The 18,536-nt window shown below is 35.3% G+C and carries 26 protein-coding genes; 7 read left to right on the forward strand and 19 right to left on the reverse strand.

All coding sequences use genetic code 11. From position 1 onward, the window contains the following. Positions 1–5: 5 nt before the first annotated feature. The 5 genes from ACVWXS_RS17235 to ACVWXS_RS17255 are packed head-to-tail and all read right to left on the reverse strand — an operon-like array spanning position 6 to position 1,976. Positions 6–470 (reverse strand): hypothetical protein, encoded by a 465-nt coding sequence (locus ACVWXS_RS17235; RefSeq protein ID WP_456959313.1) that lies wholly within the window; start codon positions 468–470, stop codon positions 6–8. Further along, a complete protein-coding gene (locus ACVWXS_RS17240; protein WP_456959315.1) occupies positions 439–723 on the reverse strand; it encodes a hypothetical protein in 285 nt (94 codons plus the stop codon). Before ACVWXS_RS17240 ends, ACVWXS_RS17235 begins: the two co-directional genes overlap by 32 nt. A gap of 9 nt (positions 724–732) precedes the next feature. After that, positions 733–1,215: a GNAT family N-acetyltransferase gene (locus tag ACVWXS_RS17245; RefSeq protein ID WP_456959317.1), complete on the reverse strand. Its 483-nt coding sequence runs from the start codon at positions 1,213–1,215 to the stop codon at positions 733–735. Positions 1,216–1,230: 15 nt separating this feature from the next. Next, the gene (locus ACVWXS_RS17250) at positions 1,231–1,578 is read right to left on the reverse strand and encodes a DUF3147 family protein (protein WP_068984106.1); all 348 of its coding nucleotides are present in this window, start codon (positions 1,576–1,578) and stop codon (positions 1,231–1,233) included. Then, on the reverse strand, positions 1,578–1,976 hold the full coding sequence (locus tag ACVWXS_RS17255) for a MarR family winged helix-turn-helix transcriptional regulator (protein ID WP_456959319.1): 399 nt from the start codon (positions 1,974–1,976) through the stop codon (positions 1,578–1,580). The genes ACVWXS_RS17250 and ACVWXS_RS17255 overlap by 1 nt, the downstream gene beginning before the upstream one ends. Before the next feature lie 264 nt (positions 1,977–2,240). Here ACVWXS_RS17255 and ACVWXS_RS17260 point away from each other — a divergent pair, with 264 nt between their 5' ends. Then, entirely contained in the window at positions 2,241–2,576 is a 336-nt protein-coding gene (locus tag ACVWXS_RS17260) for a DUF3147 family protein (protein WP_402987471.1), read from the forward strand. 134 nt (positions 2,577–2,710) lie between these two features. On the opposite strand, the gene ACVWXS_RS17265 is transcribed toward ACVWXS_RS17260, so the two are convergent. Continuing rightward, a complete protein-coding gene (locus ACVWXS_RS17265; protein WP_456959321.1) occupies positions 2,711–3,340 on the reverse strand; it encodes a class I SAM-dependent methyltransferase in 630 nt (209 codons plus the stop codon). Positions 3,341–3,721: 381 nt separating this feature from the next. On the opposite strand from ACVWXS_RS17265, the gene ACVWXS_RS17270 reads away from it, so the two are divergent. After that, positions 3,722–4,372 (forward strand): FusB/FusC family EF-G-binding protein, encoded by a 651-nt coding sequence (locus ACVWXS_RS17270; protein ID WP_456959323.1) that lies wholly within the window; start codon positions 3,722–3,724, stop codon positions 4,370–4,372. 67 nt (positions 4,373–4,439) lie between these two features. On the opposite strand, the gene ACVWXS_RS17275 is transcribed toward ACVWXS_RS17270, so the two are convergent. The 3 genes from ACVWXS_RS17275 to ACVWXS_RS17285 all read right to left on the reverse strand — a co-directional run bounded on the left by ACVWXS_RS17275 (position 4,440) and on the right by ACVWXS_RS17285 (position 6,931). Continuing rightward, positions 4,440–5,750: an oligosaccharide repeat unit polymerase gene (locus ACVWXS_RS17275; RefSeq protein ID WP_456959325.1), complete on the reverse strand. Its 1,311-nt coding sequence runs from the start codon at positions 5,748–5,750 to the stop codon at positions 4,440–4,442. 466 nt (positions 5,751–6,216) lie between these two features. Then, the gene (locus ACVWXS_RS17280; protein ID WP_456959389.1) at positions 6,217–6,762 is read right to left on the reverse strand and encodes a GNAT family N-acetyltransferase; all 546 of its coding nucleotides are present in this window, start codon (positions 6,760–6,762) and stop codon (positions 6,217–6,219) included. Positions 6,763–6,787: 25 nt separating this feature from the next. Further along, a complete protein-coding gene (locus tag ACVWXS_RS17285; protein WP_456959327.1) occupies positions 6,788–6,931 on the reverse strand; it encodes a hypothetical protein in 144 nt (47 codons plus the stop codon). Positions 6,932–8,008: 1,077 nt separating this feature from the next. On the opposite strand from ACVWXS_RS17285, the gene ACVWXS_RS17290 reads away from it, so the two are divergent. Continuing rightward, positions 8,009–8,338: a hypothetical protein gene (locus ACVWXS_RS17290; protein WP_456959329.1), complete on the forward strand. Its 330-nt coding sequence runs from the start codon at positions 8,009–8,011 to the stop codon at positions 8,336–8,338. 139 nt (positions 8,339–8,477) lie between these two features. Here the strand turns inward: ACVWXS_RS17290 and ACVWXS_RS17295 are convergent, their stop codons facing one another. From ACVWXS_RS17295 to ACVWXS_RS17305, 3 genes are all read right to left on the reverse strand, one after another. Continuing rightward, complete coding sequence (locus ACVWXS_RS17295; RefSeq protein ID WP_456959330.1) at positions 8,478–8,621, reverse strand: hypothetical protein; 144 nt, start codon at positions 8,619–8,621, stop codon at positions 8,478–8,480. Positions 8,622–8,848: 227 nt separating this feature from the next. Then, the gene (locus tag ACVWXS_RS17300) at positions 8,849–9,457 is read right to left on the reverse strand and encodes a YpjP family protein (protein ID WP_456959332.1); all 609 of its coding nucleotides are present in this window, start codon (positions 9,455–9,457) and stop codon (positions 8,849–8,851) included. Between the two features lie 550 nt (positions 9,458–10,007). Next, positions 10,008–10,463 (reverse strand): hypothetical protein, encoded by a 456-nt coding sequence (locus tag ACVWXS_RS17305; RefSeq protein WP_456959333.1) that lies wholly within the window; start codon positions 10,461–10,463, stop codon positions 10,008–10,010. Between the two features lie 229 nt (positions 10,464–10,692). Between ACVWXS_RS17305 and ACVWXS_RS17310 the strand changes: the two genes are divergently transcribed. Both ACVWXS_RS17310 and ACVWXS_RS17315 read left to right on the forward strand, forming a co-directional pair. Next, the gene (locus tag ACVWXS_RS17310) at positions 10,693–11,361 is read left to right on the forward strand and encodes a DUF2599 domain-containing protein (protein WP_456959334.1); all 669 of its coding nucleotides are present in this window, start codon (positions 10,693–10,695) and stop codon (positions 11,359–11,361) included. Positions 11,362–11,570: 209 nt separating this feature from the next. Beyond that, on the forward strand, positions 11,571–11,876 hold the full coding sequence (locus ACVWXS_RS17315) for a hypothetical protein (protein WP_456959336.1): 306 nt from the start codon (positions 11,571–11,573) through the stop codon (positions 11,874–11,876). A gap of 344 nt (positions 11,877–12,220) precedes the next feature. On the opposite strand, the gene ACVWXS_RS17320 is transcribed toward ACVWXS_RS17315, so the two are convergent. Next, complete coding sequence (locus tag ACVWXS_RS17320) at positions 12,221–12,652, reverse strand: MarR family winged helix-turn-helix transcriptional regulator (protein ID WP_456959338.1); 432 nt, start codon at positions 12,650–12,652, stop codon at positions 12,221–12,223. 152 nt (positions 12,653–12,804) lie between these two features. Between ACVWXS_RS17320 and ACVWXS_RS17325 the strand changes: the two genes are divergently transcribed. Then, on the forward strand, positions 12,805–13,209 hold the full coding sequence (locus ACVWXS_RS17325; protein WP_456959340.1) for an Ohr family peroxiredoxin: 405 nt from the start codon (positions 12,805–12,807) through the stop codon (positions 13,207–13,209). A 28-nt stretch (positions 13,210–13,237) separates the two neighbouring features. Then, positions 13,238–13,864 (forward strand): nitroreductase family protein, encoded by a 627-nt coding sequence (locus tag ACVWXS_RS17330; protein ID WP_456959342.1) that lies wholly within the window; start codon positions 13,238–13,240, stop codon positions 13,862–13,864. A gap of 270 nt (positions 13,865–14,134) precedes the next feature. On the opposite strand, the gene ACVWXS_RS17335 is transcribed toward ACVWXS_RS17330, so the two are convergent. The 6 genes from ACVWXS_RS17335 to ACVWXS_RS17360 all read right to left on the reverse strand — a co-directional run bounded on the left by ACVWXS_RS17335 (position 14,135) and on the right by ACVWXS_RS17360 (position 18,535). Beyond that, the gene (locus ACVWXS_RS17335) at positions 14,135–14,977 is read right to left on the reverse strand and encodes a nucleotidyl transferase AbiEii/AbiGii toxin family protein (protein WP_456959343.1); all 843 of its coding nucleotides are present in this window, start codon (positions 14,975–14,977) and stop codon (positions 14,135–14,137) included. A 196-nt stretch (positions 14,978–15,173) separates the two neighbouring features. Then, positions 15,174–15,833, reverse strand: coding sequence for an AroM family protein (locus ACVWXS_RS17340; protein WP_456959344.1), 660 nt, complete (start codon positions 15,831–15,833; stop codon positions 15,174–15,176). Then, positions 15,826–16,116 (reverse strand): DUF1177 family protein, encoded by a 291-nt coding sequence (locus ACVWXS_RS17345; protein WP_456959345.1) that lies wholly within the window; start codon positions 16,114–16,116, stop codon positions 15,826–15,828. The genes ACVWXS_RS17340 and ACVWXS_RS17345 overlap by 8 nt, the downstream gene beginning before the upstream one ends. 100 nt (positions 16,117–16,216) lie before the next feature. Then, a complete protein-coding gene (locus ACVWXS_RS17350) occupies positions 16,217–16,342 on the reverse strand; it encodes a hypothetical protein (RefSeq protein WP_456959346.1) in 126 nt (41 codons plus the stop codon). Positions 16,343–17,121: 779 nt separating this feature from the next. Then, the gene (locus ACVWXS_RS17355; RefSeq protein ID WP_456959347.1) at positions 17,122–17,634 is read right to left on the reverse strand and encodes a hypothetical protein; all 513 of its coding nucleotides are present in this window, start codon (positions 17,632–17,634) and stop codon (positions 17,122–17,124) included. Continuing rightward, a complete protein-coding gene (locus ACVWXS_RS17360; protein WP_456959348.1) occupies positions 17,618–18,535 on the reverse strand; it encodes an ATP-grasp domain-containing protein in 918 nt (305 codons plus the stop codon). Before ACVWXS_RS17360 ends, ACVWXS_RS17355 begins: the two co-directional genes overlap by 17 nt. Position 18,536 lies beyond the last annotated feature (1 nt).

Here is an 18,536-nt window from a genome sequence, read left to right on the forward strand (position 1 = left end):
TCACTTTATTTTTTAGTTTGTAACTCTGCTGTAAGAGTAAATGGCAATTTTAAATAATTGTACTTAATCGTTATGGTCTTAATATTTGGTGCCTCAACCTTTACAGCATAATGCTGAGGCTGCTTTCCAACGGCTTCGCGATCTATGTATTTACTAGGAAAAATGTTAATTTGTCTTAACTTATGATATGTAATATTCGGGTTATTTTCCAGTTTCGTTTCCGCTTCAAACGCTTCAGACTTACTGACGACAAGCTCGACATTTTCAGGCAATTTATCATTGACGAGTATTTGCTGAAGCTGAATCTCATGTAGTCCTTTATTCTCGATTTCAACAATTCTAATAGTTGAATCATCAGTAGGATTCGTATAGCTGTTCATGACAAGTGGTGGATTGCTTTTTAAATAAATGATGAAGCCCGCTCCCACCATAAGAACGCTAAATAATAAAACAAATAGTATTTTTTTCATTTAAATTCCTCACTTTCAAGCTCTCCATCAAGTATAGCGAGAAATGGCAGCTGATGATACCTAGAATATCAATTTCGCCTTGGCGTAATTGTAGCTGACGCTTTGCTTTCGCATAGAAAACATTTGTAGCTGTCGCTTTGCTTTCGCTACATAAAATACTTGTAGCTGACGCTTCGCTTTCGCTACTGAAAACATTTGTTGCTGTCGCTTCGCTTTCGCACAGAAAAGATCCGCTGAATGAAGATAAAAACAATCTGACTCATTAAGAGCCAGATTGCTTTTCTAGTCGTATTTCATCACGTATTGGAATCCCGTCATTGCCGATTAATGGAATTTCAGGTTTATATGCTCGTGCTTTTTCTACAGCATTCTGTAATATTTCGACTAAGTGATAGCCACGTTTTTGATAAAATCCCAACGCGTGTAAATTATCATTGGTCGTAATGAGGGTAATCATTGTACAGTTTTGTTCGGATGCATTTTGTTCAACAGCTTGTACAAGCAATGAACCAATCCCTCTTCCTTCTACAATACTGTCAAGAGAAATAATTTCACATTCTTTTTGACGAATAATATACGTTATAAGACCTAAAATAGTATTTTGTTTATCTACATAGGCAAAACCATGTAATTTGCTACAGTCATAAACTCCGCTAGAAATAACCATTTCTGTACTTCCCCAATGCTCTGTAAAAAACTGCAACACATCCGTTTGAGGTAACTGTTGAATAGAAATTACTGTCATCTATTATTCTCCTAACTAAATAGAAATATTAAAAATACCAGCAATGGCTTTTTGAACCCCAAGAAATACCGCCCACGAAACGATTCCTAGTCCAATGGCAAAAACAATATGGATCGATGATTTCATCGCCATATATATTACAAATAGCATGAACATAGTTGCTGGTAGTCCAACGATTACACCATAAGTAAATCGCTGAATATGCTCACTCGACTCACTTTGCACTGTTAGCCAAATGATACTTAAAATACTAACAAGAGGTAGTGCTGCGATCATGCCACCATAGGAAGGAAATCTTCTCGCAACCTCTGTTACAATACCGATTATAGCTGCTGAGCAGAGAATTTTCACAAGTGTATACATTATTTAGACACCTCGCTTAATAGACGAAATGCCTGTAAAATCGTTTGTTGTTGTTGTTCTGATAATTGATTTAATGCATGTTGTAGTTTGTCATCATCTAATTCTGTGTTTTTCTTGACAATCTGAAGCCCTTCCGCTGTTAAATGCAGATTTACTTTGCGTTGATCATCGACGTCTCGCTCTTTTTTCACCCAGCCGTTACGCTCCAGCTTTTTTACGTGCTCAGAGGCAGTATTTTGAGAAATATTCAGTAACCCTGCGATATCGCGAACTGTTACTTCCTCTTCCTTCTGAATCATCTGTAAAATACGAACGCTTTGATGCGAAATCACATCTTCATGTGCGGTATGTAGATGATAAAAAATTGATGTAAAATAGTTATTTATGTCTGTAATCATCAAATTTACTCCTTCAATATATCGTTCGATTCGATTATATCGTATAACACGATATATAAAAAGAGATTTGATAAAGTTTATATTTTCAGATAGTTTTTTAATAGCAGAAAAAAGACATGTCCTATTATATCAAAATATTCTCGTTATTTTTGATAAAAACCTATCTTTCTTATCTTCTTGCTAAATACGCAAAACAGGGACTTGTAAGTAGTTATTTCGCACAGTATTATTATACTATTCTGAACACAAGATCGAGGGTTTCATATGTTATATATTCTATATTTTATAGTGGGCGGCTCTATCATGGTATTAGCATTACTGTTAAGCCAATCAAAATATTTGTTTTTATCAGGCATCATTACGGCATTGCCTATCCTAACACTAATCAATATGGGCATGCAGATGAAAAATATGAAGGAAGATACTTTCCATAGCGTTTTACAAAATACTGTGTTCGGGGCTGTAGGTATGTTACTTTTCACGGTTCTTGCATTTTTATTAACAAACTGGTTTAAACCAAGTATTTCCGTAATTAGCGCTCTCGCAGTTTATGCCGTTTTTATGTTATCAGGTAAGTATATTATGTCGATGTTTGCATAAAGAGAAGGGGCTGTCGACTGGCAGCCCCTTCTACTTCGTTTATCGAGAAAACTCGTGAATTTATCGACTAATATTGTTAATTTATCGAGAGTTTTATATGATTTATCGAAACTTTTTTGTGATTTATCGAGAAACTAACAATTCGAAATAACAAAAACCCCACCACAATGCGAAATTGGGTGGAACTCTAGTTGGCATAGTCCTTTTAATAAAGGGCTAATTTCCTCATAGATAAAGTAAAACTCATCATCATCCCAATAGCTAATACTGTCTTTACGACATTTTTCCAACTGCTCTTTTGTTTCAAAAGCGATATCGCCAATAAAAATTTTTCCTGTTGGTGTTAATTGCTGCAATAATGCTGTGATGTATTGTACTTTCATGTCATCTGTAAAATGATGCAGCGCATAGGTGCTAATAATGGCATCATATGTTTGATCCATTAGCGCTGGTGGCAAGCCTTTTGATAAATCCCATTCCATTAAGTTAGCATCCGGCATTTTTCCCTTCGCAATTTCGATCATTTTCGAAGAGAAATCGAACCCATTAATCATATGGCCATTATCATAAAGCTTCGCTGTTAATACCCCTGTCCCAAAGCCAATGTCCAGTACAGTTGATTTTGGACTATACATGACCTCGTTAAAAATCGTATTTAATACGGCCTTGTAACCTGCAAATGGGTATTGATTACTCTCCTCACTAAGCTGAACCGTTTTATCATAACCGTCAGCCCATAAATTAAATCCTTGTTGATTTAGCATATAGTTCCTCCTGTTGTTTCCTTAAATTTTCATCCCGCTCCAAACAACTAAACTTTTATCATACATAACCTGTTTCATAAAAAATTCCCCCTTTCAAACCAATACTACCATTGTACCAAATTTACCAATTTATTGTATATCCAACTTTACAAAAAAATGCAAACTACTACACCTTTTTCATTTATCAATTTCCCAAAAGATGCTATTATAATAGTAGTTTTCTTTTCAAGGAGGAATCGAAATGGACGCATTCTTTTGTAATGCTTGCTCTAGACTAAACTCTTTACAGGTCAAAGAGGTCTAGAAAAGTTAACATAAATTGAAGGATCTCTTTAGGCCACAAACCTTTATTAAAAGCCTAATATACAGGAGTGATTTCAAATGGAAAATCAAACAATTCAGCCGTTTCTAACGGTCGCAAACTTTAATTTACTTGAACAGCAAATGAATAAAATCATACAAACACTTGCAACGACAAAAGATAAAGACGTCATCCTTGCCGTACATGGTATTGTTGAAAGCGAAATTACTGCAAAATTAGCTTTGTCCGCTGTGGATGCTCAGCTAATCGAACAGCTTTTTGATGTTACAGATCGTGCACAAGGTGAAGCGTATTTAGAGCAATTAAAACCATATGTCATCCCATTCAAAGCACTGACTGCCAGCACACTGAAAAGCCTATTTAAAAAGGAAAAAAAGCTGAAGCTACCGAAGCTTGAAGACATGAATTTTCAACAGACATGTTATTTAGCTTGGGATGATCCTGGAACACATCGAAAATATGTCGTAATTGAACAAGATGAACAGCTAAAAGCAATTAAGGGCATTTTCTCTAACGATACAATTAAAGGAATATGTGCAATATGCAACCACCATTCCGAAGTAGGTCTATTTACTACTTCCGTAAAAGGGCAAGTCGTTGGAACGTTCACGAATTACAGTAATTACATTTGCGCAGATAGCCAACAGTGCAATCAGCATGTTACGGATATTGAAAAAACAAAAGCGTTTTTCGAGCGCATTACTCAATAAAAATAAGCCTTCTCCCATGACGGGGAAGGCTTTTTGATATCCACTTTTCAAATTTACTTACAATGACTCAAGAATTCATATTGTTAGCCAAAGCCGTCTTTTTCAAGACTACCGAAGCTGTTTTATTTTCCATATTAATAATAGACGATGCAATAATGACGAAACCAAGCATTAGTATAATAATTAAATCTAGTAGACCGGTATGCATAGACACCGTAAATACCGTAATAGTGAAGGCATATGCGACAGTATGGAAACTACGAATGCCTTCCTGCTTCACTTTATTGTAAATAAGTGAAATTAAAGCTCCGTATAAAAAGAAGCCAATTGCCACTAATAAATAGCCGCCATCTAAAAACAATTGACCGATAAAGGTTGGTGTCGTTGTACGATTTTCACGTGTAATAATCTTGCCCTTCTCCAAACTAACGGAATTGACAACCTCCGTTACCTCCGTACGAGGTGAAGTTTGCTCACCAGGTAATAACGTACTAAAGATACCTTTATGGATTTCTCCATTTAAATACCCGTTTTCCTGTGTATACTCAATAATTGTACTTAACACGATATGACCTGTTACACTCTCCTCATTTAGTGCACGTACCCATAACGGCGTTTGGTTTACCTTTTGTTCAGCCGTTAACAGGTTCTCTCTCTCGTCTTCCGTCAGTTCTACATCAGGTTGACTCCGGTCATTGAATTCTAATGACCTATCCTCCGTTAACACACGAATAAAACTAAACATAGAGAAAGCTACACCAATAACTAACAGCGTTGTTAAAAACCACGTTAATTTAACTCGTTTCACTACATAGTGGAAAATGATGATTCCTGTAAATAGCATAATAATTAATGGTGTTCGATAGGCCATTAACAAAAATAAAAAGATGACTCCTGCAAAGATAGAACCATAGACGAATGCTTTTTTCCATGTCATATTCTCTTCCAAAATCATTTTATAAGATAGTAGCAATAAAACGCCAAACCATAGTAATTGACTAAAGAAGTTTAGCTTTGGATCAAGATTTCGTCGATTTGACTCATCCGAAATTCCAAAGCCGCCTTCAAAAGTCATCAGTATGAAGGCACCTAAACCAAGTAACGTCAGAAACACAATAAAATGAATCACATATTTGCTTAAAAACGATAGACCAAATGAAGGGATCGTCCAATTCAGCTTGTCTATAACATACACACCTATGTAATAACAAATAACCGCTAAAATAACAGCTGGCCAAATAGATACATGTATATTGTACTGCTCAAACTTATGCCAATCAAACATACTCGTAAAGAAATAGAGTAATAAAATAAACGGTAAAAAGAAATACGGTGAAAATGTATCGATTTTATTTAATTTTCCAAATAATTTTTTCATGCCTTCCACACCCTAAGATGCTACCTCCCTAAACTTTAAATTATTCCCAAATATGTAAAACAAAAATAGTATATCATAATGATCGTTTGGTTAATATAGTTATTTATTATTTTTGTTAGTATTGTTAGAAATTCGGCTCACAATGTTTGATTGATTTCCGTTCCGACTGAGCGCTTTCCCGGGGGCGTCGGATGGCTAGTGATGAAACAGCCAAGAATATCCGCGAACCAAAGCTGTTTTACCGCCAATAAAAGGAGCAATCGAGGATCTTCTTTCATCGACAAATAGCCCATTCAGATCTATCTACTCACGTAACCGTCAAAACGAACGAGGAAACTCCTAGCTGTTTGAGCCACGCTTATCATATGATGCTCCTGTAGCACATTCCTAAGTCAATCTCCTCAAAGGAAAGGAATATCAACAATAACAATTCCAATGGTACTGTTAAATTGTTGATTTTTACTTTTTACAGAATTCCATGATTCTGTTCAAACTCTTGTTTTAGCATCCCATAGCAAATACCATCATGATAAGTTCCTTTTGTGAAAAGGATATTTCTTAGTTGCCCCTCTTTCACGAAACCTAATTTCTCATGCAAGCGCATGGATGGCTCATTGAAAGAGTAAACCGTTGTATTGACTTTTTGATATGCACGCTCTGAAAAGAAAAAGCGAAGAACCATAAGAATCATTTCTTTTGCATACCCTTTACCTCTGTACGGCTCAAATACAGCTAAATAATAATCAAAAATACCATTTTTCAAATCACAATCAAAAGTTTCAATCATACCAACAATATTATTGTCTTTATCTACTGCAATAAAGCGGAATTCATCATCTTCTTCAGATAATTGTTCCTCCACCCACTCACTCATTTGATCCGCAGAGCGAGGAAAATGTATGGAATCCATATTGCGTAGAATTTCATCATCTAATAATTCAAATACAACGATATCTTCAGGTTGTATCGCTCGTAGTGTAAGATTTTGTCCTGTCCAATAACTAACTGTCATATTTCTTTTTCCTCCATCATTCGGCTCATCTCCATAGTGTGTGGTTGATTTCCGTTCCGACTGGGCGCTTTGTTGCTGTCGCTTCGCTTTCGCACAGAGCAAAGCTTCCTGGGGGCGTCCGATGAGCCGCTTTTGTTGCTGCCGCTACGTTAGCACTACGCTTTCGCACAGATAACATCCGCTTCGCTGCAGGGTCTCATCTGTGACGCTAATCCCCAAGGAGTCGCCCAGTCTCCACTCCAATCAACCTATATACATGGCATATAATTTAACAAATGTCATTCACAACTTTCGTTGGAGATCCAACTATACGTATAAATGGTTTATATACCCAGTTATTTATAACGTTATGAGTTTAAAAATAGTTTCATAAAAATATATTTTTTCAGGCATGTTGATTAACCATTTTTATCCATCCTGATTAATTTGAAGGCTCTGATTTCCGCTACGTGCTACTCGCTTTCCTGCGGGCGAGTGTCGAGCCGCTTCCTCCGCTTCGCTCCGTGCAGGGTCTCGTCTGTCTCGCTTTCCCGCGGGAGTCGAGTAGCCCTACGCTACAATCAGTTAAAAATGTGAATATATTAGCAAAAATAGCAAAAAAAAATCCTTTTATCGCTTAATAATAAACCTATTTTTCCCTAATCAACACGCCTGATATTTTTTATTATTTATTCCCACTTAAGTTTTAAGTATGGGAATTCAGAAAATGAGAGCGCATAGGACGATGGTAAAACTGAAACGATATATGAGCATACCTTGAATGAAGTAGAATACATTCCAATTCGCATGGGAAGGACATGCGCAACTGCTCGATCGAGAGCAATTGCGTACTTCTAATCGTCAGTTTGAGGAGATGACTGCAGCTGAAGATGCGTGTAGATTGAAATTAAAAAAGACGTAGCTGGTAATTATTTCATCCCAATTAGCCAAATCTCATAAACATAACATCCAACATTTGTTTGTTTTGTAATCTCCCCATGCTAGTTGCTCTGTAAAAATTAAAAAACAACATCAAAATCGATGTTGTTTTTGAAATGTCATTCTCTATTTTTCTTCCATATAGGACACTTAAGGACTTGATGAGTAGAAACTTAAAATAGGTTCCCCGCTTCAAAATAGTAATCTCTATAATTATATTTAATGGAAAAATATTCACAAAGACTAATTTATTTAAAATACTGGTCGATATTATAATAAGTATGGTAAATACTAAAAATTCAATTAACTAGAAAGGTGGAAAACTTTTATGATTACTTCAAGAAATTCAACAACTATTCAATATTTAATGTCACGTAGATCCTATAAACAATATGGGCTCACTCAACAAAACAGTAACGAAATTAACCGTACTTCTAAGAGTCAAGAAAGAATAAACAATGTTAATAAAATTATCGAAGAAAGTAAAACATCTAAACTCTCTAGTAAACAGATTGAAACACTTAAAAGTGCTGCTAGGGATGGTTTATTAGGCTCTAGTACTACTAAATTAGGACCATGGGGGAAATACAACCTCCAAAAATTTTTATCAAACTCTAAGTACAATTCAACATTAAATGCTTATCGAAATTCAATATAAAATTATTAAAATCAAAACACCATTTACACTTTGAAGGGGGTTTTGAATACAATTAAACTTACAAGGTATTTCGTTTGGCGTTGTGCAATAAAAAATGGCCAGCTTGGCTAAATTTTTTTAGCTTTGCTGGTTTTGACGATTACTTAATATACTTATCATGATAGCGTTTAAGCATCGTTGCCGTTTGTTGACGCGTTAGAGCTCCTGCAGGATTTGTATCTTTTCCATCACCTTTCATGATGCCTTCTTTAATAGCCCATTCCCATGCGCCTTTATTGTACACGCCTCTAAACTTATGGATGAAATGATCAATTTGAGTTCATTTGAAAAATCTACAGAAATCGAAAAATGATGAATTTGGGGTACTTTTTGGGGCACCTGTTCCTTCTCTTCCTCCTCCACCCAGATCATGTGTAAATATAATAACTCAGCAAATCAAAATAGACGTTGATATCTCAATATTTACGCGCAAAAAAACACTCGTATTTTTAAACGAGTGTTTCGTAACTTTTAGGATAACCACTTCGGAGGTGTATTCTTCTCCCAATAAATATCCCCTAAATTGTTGTGTGCCATAAAACTGTCCTCTGCACTGTGATAGTGGAAGTTGTAATAATAGCCTTCCTGCGGTCTTTTTTCTGTACGGACATGGAAGCGAATTAAATCCTTGCCTGTTTCATTGCTAGTAATATTAAAAATTTTTTCGCCATAATTCCCACTTGGCTTTTCTGAAATTGATAAGGATGCTAATGATGCATCGTCTAAGCTCGCTACTGTCATGGCAATTGCTTCTTCCATTTTAGGGAAGATTATGGCGTCAAATTCATTGCTAATTTTCGGGCCAATTTTTGTGCCGAACTTTATGTAGGATTGCTCTTTAGCGGCATCAACAAGCAAAGATCCGTAGTCAACCGGTTCCTGATGTATCTCGGTCTTTTCTTCTATCGCAGAATTTGGTTCAGCTGCAACGGCAGTGCTTGTCCCTGGTGAAGAATCAATTGAAGAACGATTTGAAGCATTTTGATCGAATGCATCCCATATTTCATGTGTTGGCGTAATTAATCCTAATGTTAAAAACGCAACCATGATGACGATACTCTTTTTAACCCACTTTTTCATTAATTAACACCTTCTCTTTATGTACAAATTGGTAACTCTACTACTAATATATACGCACAAGTCAATAAAAGGTTTCATATTTCCATATTTCATTGTACAATATTTATGTATAAAGTGAAAACTCACTCAGCATTCACTCCCAGTTTTTGTGGGAAAAATGTGTCGTTTTTTAAAAGGAGGTACAAGCATGGAAATCGCAATGGGTATTGGTCTTTTATTAATGTTAGGTTATTTATCATCTTTATGCTTCACGGACTAATTTAGTCAACATGCAAAGTGAAATCAATTCGTTTGAATAATGCCGTGTTATCAAGGTTTTGCTATTATTTCTGAATTTTATTTGATGTAAAATAATGCTTCAAATTAAGGCTTGTTGGGGCTCTGTTAAGGGTAACTTCGGTCTAAATGGGGCTAATAAAATACGGCAAAGCGTATGTACATACATGCGTGTGTAAGAAAGGTTGAGGCTAATTTACTTCAACCTTTTTTTTTTCTTGTAAATTGTCTTCAAGAAATTTAGACATTCTGAAAGCTAAAATGTCACACATTGTTATTTGTTTTGTTCTTCCACATCTACTACTCCCCTATCTACCCTTCCAGCATTCTCTATATTTGGCCTGCTATTTATTTGTGTACGACCACCACGTTGTTTGATAATTATCAATAAATGAGGTTTTAGCATTTGTCCCCTACTCTTAACCACATAGGATAAATACAAAAAGGGGAAAAAGTCTATGAATAATTTTGGATGTAATAATGACTCGTCAACATCTAAAAAATGCGATAAATTCGAAACATTTTCGGCTGCTGATGCCAACTGTTTAAACACTTCTACCCCTGCTGATGGCTCAATTATTCCATTCTCCTCTGGCAATACACAATCCATAATTAATGAAATAGTCGATGTTAAAACAGCTAGTCTTATAGGATTTAGTACCGCTATAAATGTTGTAGTTATTATAGGCAATACAAAAAACTTAGCTGGATTCTTTATCCCAGCCTTCACAGTTCCACGTGAAGGGACTATTACAGCTATTTCAGCGTCATTTACAATAGTTAGCGGGCAAATTTTTTAGTATGGTTTGAAGATATTTATAACATCTTTGAATTTAGTTAATTTTCTAACTATTATCAATTTTTGTTCAATTATCAACAAAAATTGATTTTGAAATTATTATGTCTAATGATAGGTTATTAATATATCCAGGAAAAAGTAAAAAATGAGGTATTTAAAATTGAATAAGAAAATGTATTTGTTTTCTTTAAGATTTATTTTAATATTATCATTTGTTTTTCCAAGTATTAATGTAACTGCAAGTTCTAATAATGCTGAGGATGCATTACCAAGCTTTGAAGAGGCTTTAGAAGTATTGACGTTAGAAGATGAAAAGTTATATGAATCTATGACTGATGAAGAAAAAGATGAAATATTACAAAGTACTCAATTTAACTCGGGACAAGAAACACTGCCTTCTGGAATTGAGTTTACTTTTGGGGTCCCTCTATATACGAATGAATTTAGTGAGGACGATACTTTTGAAAGGGTCACAATTGATTCCGAACTACAAATAAAAGAAAATATAATATTAGACTCACTACCTGCAGTGACACCTTTCAGAATTGACCCAGGTGGGGCTACATATATTACTAAAGCACATTGGATAGAGAGAGATGGCGTAAAATCAATCTCTATATATCCAAATAAATCTGCCAAAGGTTGGACAAAAGAAAAAGCATTCGCAGAAATAAAGGAAAACTTTTCTCACTATTACGACTGGAAAAATGAAACATCCCTAGAAAAGCAATTTAATTGTCACGCTAGACCTATTCCGCCATATACAGGTAAAATTCCTTGGAATATAGAACCTAGCAAAAAAGCGACTAGTGTTATAACATGTAATTAAACAACAATAAAGAGTCCCCATTCGCATATGAATTGGGGATCCTTTTTTAACCACGACAATGCCAAGAGGGTTTGGGTGTAGCAAAATTGTCAACTCCTTAAACTCTCCCTCACAAGTTTATTTACAATAATTATGAACAAATGTTAAGTAATTAGTAGGTAACTTATTTAACTATTTTTCGTTTGAAGATATGAGGAGGGAGTATTATTATGATTAATTTATTTAGCATAATACTTGGATTAGTAGCTTTGATTTCCTCATTTGTTAATCTTTTAGGATATAAAAAACAAAAGAGCAAGAACTGGGTCGCATTTTCTATAATTAGTTTTAGCGCGTGCGCAATCGCAATTTGTTTACAAATGTTTTATAGCTATATATTGGTGAAAAATGAAGATTTTGCTTCTCTGATGGATACAATGGGTACTATGGCTTTTGTTTCAGCAATACTTGTCAGCGTTACTATATTATTAAACGTAGTTACATTTGTTTTGTACCGTGACAAAATTGCAATGTAATGCTATTGGGTAGATTTATTTAATAACGAAGATCGTCAATTTGACGGTCTTTTTATCGTTTAAAAGCTGACTAACTGCAGAAGAAAAAAGTGGTGTGATTTTCGTTAATTAACCTCCAATTAAGCACATTTATCTCACTAGGGCTTATCCTAATATGAGGTTGAGACAAAACTGGACAAAATCTAAAAAGGCGAGAGAAATCAATGGTAAAAACGTTGATTTCTCTCGCTTTTCTGATGTAATTTTTTTGAATTTTGCTTTTAATATGTACTTATGTCCTAGCCTCCTTTTTGTAAATCGCAATAGATTCATTTGCATAAATGTTTAGCTTATTTTCCTCGCTTTTAATCCTTAATTGGACAATCCTTTTGTAAGATATCTTGAAGGACGATTTTCAGCTGCTTATACTGCTGCTCTGTAATATTCGTTTGCTTCATTACTTGACGTGATACTTCAGGTAGCTTTTGGCGTACTTCAATCCCTGCTTTTGTTAAATAGATTTGCATTTGTCGCTCGTCTTCCTTGGAACGCTCACGACGGACGTAGCCTTTTACCTCTAACTTTTTTAATACTGGTGTTAATGTACCAGAGTCTAAAAATAAACGTTGCCCCAATTCCTTTACCGTAATTTGCTCTTCGTCCTCTAGAGCTAGTATGGCGATATAACCTGTATAAGTTAAATCGTATGGCTTTAATAACATCGTATATTGTCGAATGATTTCCTTTGAAGTCGCATACAAAAGAAAGCATAGTTGATTATCTAAATGATTCGGCATAGGAATCCCCTCTTAAAGTACTTTTGATACTTTTAATATTAAAAATAAAATTTCTACTTGTCAAACACAATTAAATTGTGTACAATCAATTTTGCAAAATTAAATTGTGTACAATCTAATTGATTGGTGCCGCAGAAAGGGAGTTTTTATCAATGAAAGAATTATATACAACAACAATGATTAATGACGGTGGCCGTAATGGTAAATCATATGCAGAGGATCAATCGTTATCATTAAATATTGCACCACCTGGCTCAAAATTAGCGGATGTTACAAACCCAGAACAACTATTTGCAGCAGGTTACAGCGCTTGCTTTAATAGCGCGCTAGATTTAATAAAACGTCAAAAGAAAATTCAAGGGGCATCAACAATTAAAGCAACGGTTAAACTAATGGAGCAAGCTGCATTTGACTACATGCTTGCTGTTGACATTGAAGGACATATTGAAGGCTTATCGATTGAAGAAGCACAGCAATTATTAGAGGTTACACATACTGTTTGTCCATATTCAAAAGCGACAATGGGCAATATCAACGTAACAATTAAAGCGGTTTAAATAATATATAGTAAAAGAGGGAAATAATATGACAACAACTACACCAGTAAAACAAATTATGCACGAGCGTAAATCGGTTCGTAAATACAATGCAAACACAACGATTTCTCGTGAAACGATCATGCAACTGTTACAAGATGCAACTTCAGCACCATCTTCAAGTAATCTACAGCCATGGCGCTTTATCGTCATCGATGATAAAGAAATTCAAAAGAACATTAACATTTTTTCATTTAATCAAGAACAAATCGAAACAGCATCTGCCATTATCGCTGTCATTGGAGATACAGAAATGTATTTAAATGCAGAGGAAATTCATGCAAAAAATGTTGAGCTAGGCTATATGCCTGAAGAAATTGCAAGTAAGCTTGCACAGGACTCACTAGCTATGTATGGTGCGGTTCCAAAAGAGGTACTACTAAATATCGTTCACTTTGACGCAGGTTTAATTTCAATGCAAATTATGCTATTAGCGAAGGAAATGGGCTATGATACAGTCGCAATGGGTGGCTTCGACAAATCAAAATTTGCTGAATATATGGAGTTACCACCGAACGAAGTGCCTGTTTTATTACTAGCGATTGGCGAGGCAGCTGGACCAGCTTATGGCTCTTCTCGTCTTCCGATTGAGCGACTTGTGCGATTCAATAAATAATTCACAGGTTGTACTAGCCGATTTGGCAATGTCCTAGAATACATTTGGTGGACATTGCTTTTTTATAAATAGAACAGAGCAGTAAGGAAAGCATGTGACAAGCATCCAGCAAGAAATAGTCTGAAAGGAATTATAGGTGTATAAACAAAAAAGACTAACATTTTTCATGAAATGTCTCTCTTTATTTAATTTTTTGTTTAATGTTACACGAACTAATATCATTTATTTTACAAAGAAAATCCGCGAACATCAGAGCTCGCGGACTTTTCTTTATTGCCATATCTGATATTCACAATCCCACTGTTTGAAAAATTCATCTTCATTCAACAATACTTCATAGACCGGTCTAAAGAATCGTTGCACCTGCTTTATGATATCCACAAATGCTACTGTCTGATCTGCCAATTGCTTCATGAAAAGCGGATGATTTCTTTCCAAAATTAGTTGCTGACAATCAAACATTTCTAGAATGCATTGTTGTAATACACGCCCTTCTATTTTCTGCGTTTTTAACAACGCAAAAACATCATAAAATGCTTTTATCGTCGTTTCTAGTGTTGGATATTGATACATTTCCACAAACTTTTGTGCCAAGGCAAACTCAGGTGACGCTGTTACAAGCACTGGTGAAGCCATGTCGAGTAATGGTGGAAAAACAATTGTTTTCGGTGCCAACGGAATAATTTCTGTAAAACGAATCGTTACTATTATGTATGTAGTGATGTGTGACAAAGTAGCAGGTATCTTCAAATGAATCATATCTTTTTTTAAAGATATTTCTATTTCACTTCCTAAAAATACAACGCCATCCTCCAGTAGATCCATTCCACAAATCTCCTGAAAGGCATGCTTCATCACGCTGATTTTTTGTGCGATAGGTTTTGCTATTAAAGATATTTCTTGTGGCTGCTTTATGAAACCATTTGTCAAAGCAATTAATAATATATCTCCTCCCACCCAAAATTGATCCTGATACGAAGACAATGATAACCGATAGATGAATCTCTCTTGTATATATCGTGCGACTAGTTCATCTACGTGTTCATCATTTTCTTGAGCTACATTCATTAATAGATCAAAAACATTCATTGATATAGAGCTTTTATTTCCCATTGTCAGCCTCGCCTTTGTCAAAATTTTATTAAAATTCCTTCTTTATTATGGCGTATTTTATAATTGGAGTAAACGGTAATAAAAACCAACCAACTTATCCCACTAATTTAGTGTCAATAAAAAAGACTGTAGGTAAAGTTGCGTGACATTTCCTACAGTCTGAAACGACCCCCTTTAATAAGGAAGTATTTCATATTTATAAATATTCAAGCATAATTCTCGCCATTAAAGTACGTGGCAAAATTGTGAAAATACCACTTTCTTTTCTAACTAGCTGCTTATGTTCTTCATTGTAGCCCATACTATTTAAAATAATTAAATCAACCTGGTAATCTTTAAGGTATTGAGCGGCTGCTTTAAAGTTGGCATAATCATAAGGCGAGGCTACAGCAACAGTAATATTATTCGAGACACCTTTCCACTTATTTAAAGTAATTCTCCTCTGTTCTTCTAGCGGAACAATTAAACCGATCTTCGGCTGATCGGCCATTGCAGCAATAACTTGTGTAACTATTCGACCAGGATAAAAAATGGGCTTTTCACATGTTAACGTCGGAAAATCATCTGTACATAGTATGATGACCATATCAACCTCTCGCTCTAACTTTGATAATTCATGCTGTAATAACGGCAGTAATTCTCTTTTACTGATGATAATCGATCTACCATCACGCAAGCGCGAAACAGAGATATTCTTCTCTTTTCTCGCAATCACTTTGAGTAATTCCGCTTCTTTTAAAGAATCTAATGCTCCTCTTTCCACAATTTCAATATTGTCATGAAAGAATTCTTTAAAAGTAGGGGTAATGTCTGAACGAGGCGATTGTCCGATTGTTAGTATCCCGACTTTATTCATTCGCAGCAACTCCTAAAGTTTGAAGATGTGTCATTGAACCATATAATTTCTGCAAATACTTACATTCATTTCCATCATAAAACTTAGCTGTACCTCCTCCGAATTCCTTCGCTACTTCAACAGTAACAATTTTCACAGAGTCCGTTGCCCCTTGCTCACCTTGTACCGTTTGAAAGGAGGCTTCTACCTCTCCATATTCATCAAATAGTTGTACCACTTTTTCACCATTCACTTTTAGCTGAACGAATACATCTAAAATCGTTAATGTCTGCTTAAATGCCATATTAACACCTCCACAATCATTTCCTCTGTAATTGGCTTAACTATCATAACAGCAATATTCGGTACTTTTTGTCTAAATTTTCAATCTTCTTAATATATATTTATATCTCAGTGCGTTGTAAAGGTGCTTCTATCCCCCTCCACTTTTCCATCATAGGAACTTCCATCACTTCAATACACGTCACTTCACGTTCAATTCCTCCATTACCGTATACTTTTATCTTCACCTTTTAAAAATTTTGCCCATGAACCTAACGTGCTTATTGCTATTTTTCACTCAAAAATGAATGGTAAGTTTCAATGTATAGTAATTATTGTTACATATGTTCTAATAAATTGGAACATCCATCCGCCAAAATAGTTATAAAGAACTATATCAATTTTGATAAAATACAAAATAGTAGACAAAATCTGTCTACTGACTAAAAGCTATTATCTATGTCTGTTCGATGATTATATTCGTCGTTTCAGCCCTTCTATCCTTCGCTTCGCTAATCCTATCCATAGCTTCTGTCTTTCTATCCGTCAATTCAGCCAACGTTGCCCGAAAAATTAGACAAGGGGCAGCCTCGCCTTTGCGAAGCCACCCCTTTAGTATTTAATAGGTAACATTTTTGTAAATTGTAAAGTCTCAACCCAATCATCTGGGGAATGTTATCTTGAAACGTATATGTTTCATCGCCGCGGTAAAATTCCACTGTGTGCCTTCTAACTTAAGCAACGCAAACCCAACCTTCTTTTGCGTCCTTGCAGCCCCAAAGCATGCGCCAGTGTGAATAAGTATCCTCAAAAACAAAAAGTAGAATGCCAGATTACAGAAATATGCCACCTAAAATAGCACTTTATATATTATACTAAAGTACATCTAAAAAGTAAAGCTTTCATTTCACTTTTCCTAGTATTTATTTTGAAGGTTTCATATCATACCCATGTTGCGCAGACCATAAAGTTCTCACAATCGATTACTGATGTAACTTTTTATCGCCCATTTATATCGCTATAACCTCTACTGTTTTCTTTTTTCCATCAAATTAAAAACTTCGTCCATATCCATTTCAAACATCACTAAGTCTTGTGAAATAGGTGCAAAATAATAGGTAACTTTTTCTGCCCCATATTCTTTCTCTAACTGCAACCACTTTTCCGTTGGTAGCAGACAAAAAGCTAAAGTATCTCCGCCGAGCGAATCCATGTACCAACGGATTTGATTATTTGGAGCCATAAAGTCCTGAATAGCTTTCAAGGTTGTGTCTCTATCGGTTCTTTCTTCATCATATGGGATTGCTTTCTTCATCCCATCTTTCATCAAGAAAATATCAACGCCCCTAGGCTTATCATTTTCAATGAGTTCAAATTTTAGATGATCTTCTTCAGGTAAGAAATCGTTAAAATATTCAATAATAGAATCGTCAAAATCTTTCCAATCCACCCACACCAATACTTCACTACCCCAAAACCTTTCTTCTTCCGCAGATGGATTTTTCAAAAATAGCTCGATTTCTTCATATACTTGGCTCATACATATCCTCCTTCAAAGACTTATAAAATTTTTCCACATCAACAGCATTTTCAGGTAATCCTGAGACTTGCCCATCTCCAACCTCAATAATAAGCCATCGACCATCAACCGTTTTTCCTATATCGATGGAGAAAAAGTTACTGTTAAACTGACTAGCTAACTGAATAAAAATGTCCAAATTAGGTTGCTCATAATCATAAGTAACCTCTTCCCAATAATCGAGTACTTGTAAAAGCTGACGCTTAAAAAACATCAATCTATATTCTCTCGACAGCGGCATACCACTCTTAGGGTGTTCAGCTACCTTCTCTAATGAAATAAATTCACGAAAGACAATTCCACCATTGAGATCCTGACCTTGTCTCTCAATAAAATTTTTGACTACAAAATCAAGCTGTTTTTTATCAGACGCATCAGGAATAAAGCACGCGTCTTCCCACTCATGCTTTCTTGATTTCACGTAGTCCTTAATGAGAATCGGTTGTTGATGGAATTCAGCAACACGCTCATAGATACTATTGTAATCTTGATGAACAGCATCTATCTCAAGCCATATACTTTTAGGCGTGTAATCTTTAATAATCGGATAGGAGTTTGGAAAGTAATGACAAGCCACATATTGCGCGGGGTCATTAATAAGCTCCAAGTTTTTCTTTAGCAACCCTTGATATAACTTTTCATAATGTTCAGGACTCAACATCCAGCCACGGTAAATGACCGTTTCCAGCGTATTCGAAGGCTCAATTAGACGTAATGCTTGCTGCACTTTAAGATCTAATAAGTCTTCGAGATGAACGAAATCAACCTTAAACCCAAGCGAATTCGCTGTATTCATTTCTAATTCATAATCAACATCAACAGATCTGCTGTTTAAAGGATCACTACAAAAAAGAATTCTCATG

The organism is Lysinibacillus sp. TE18511, from assembly GCF_054062295.1.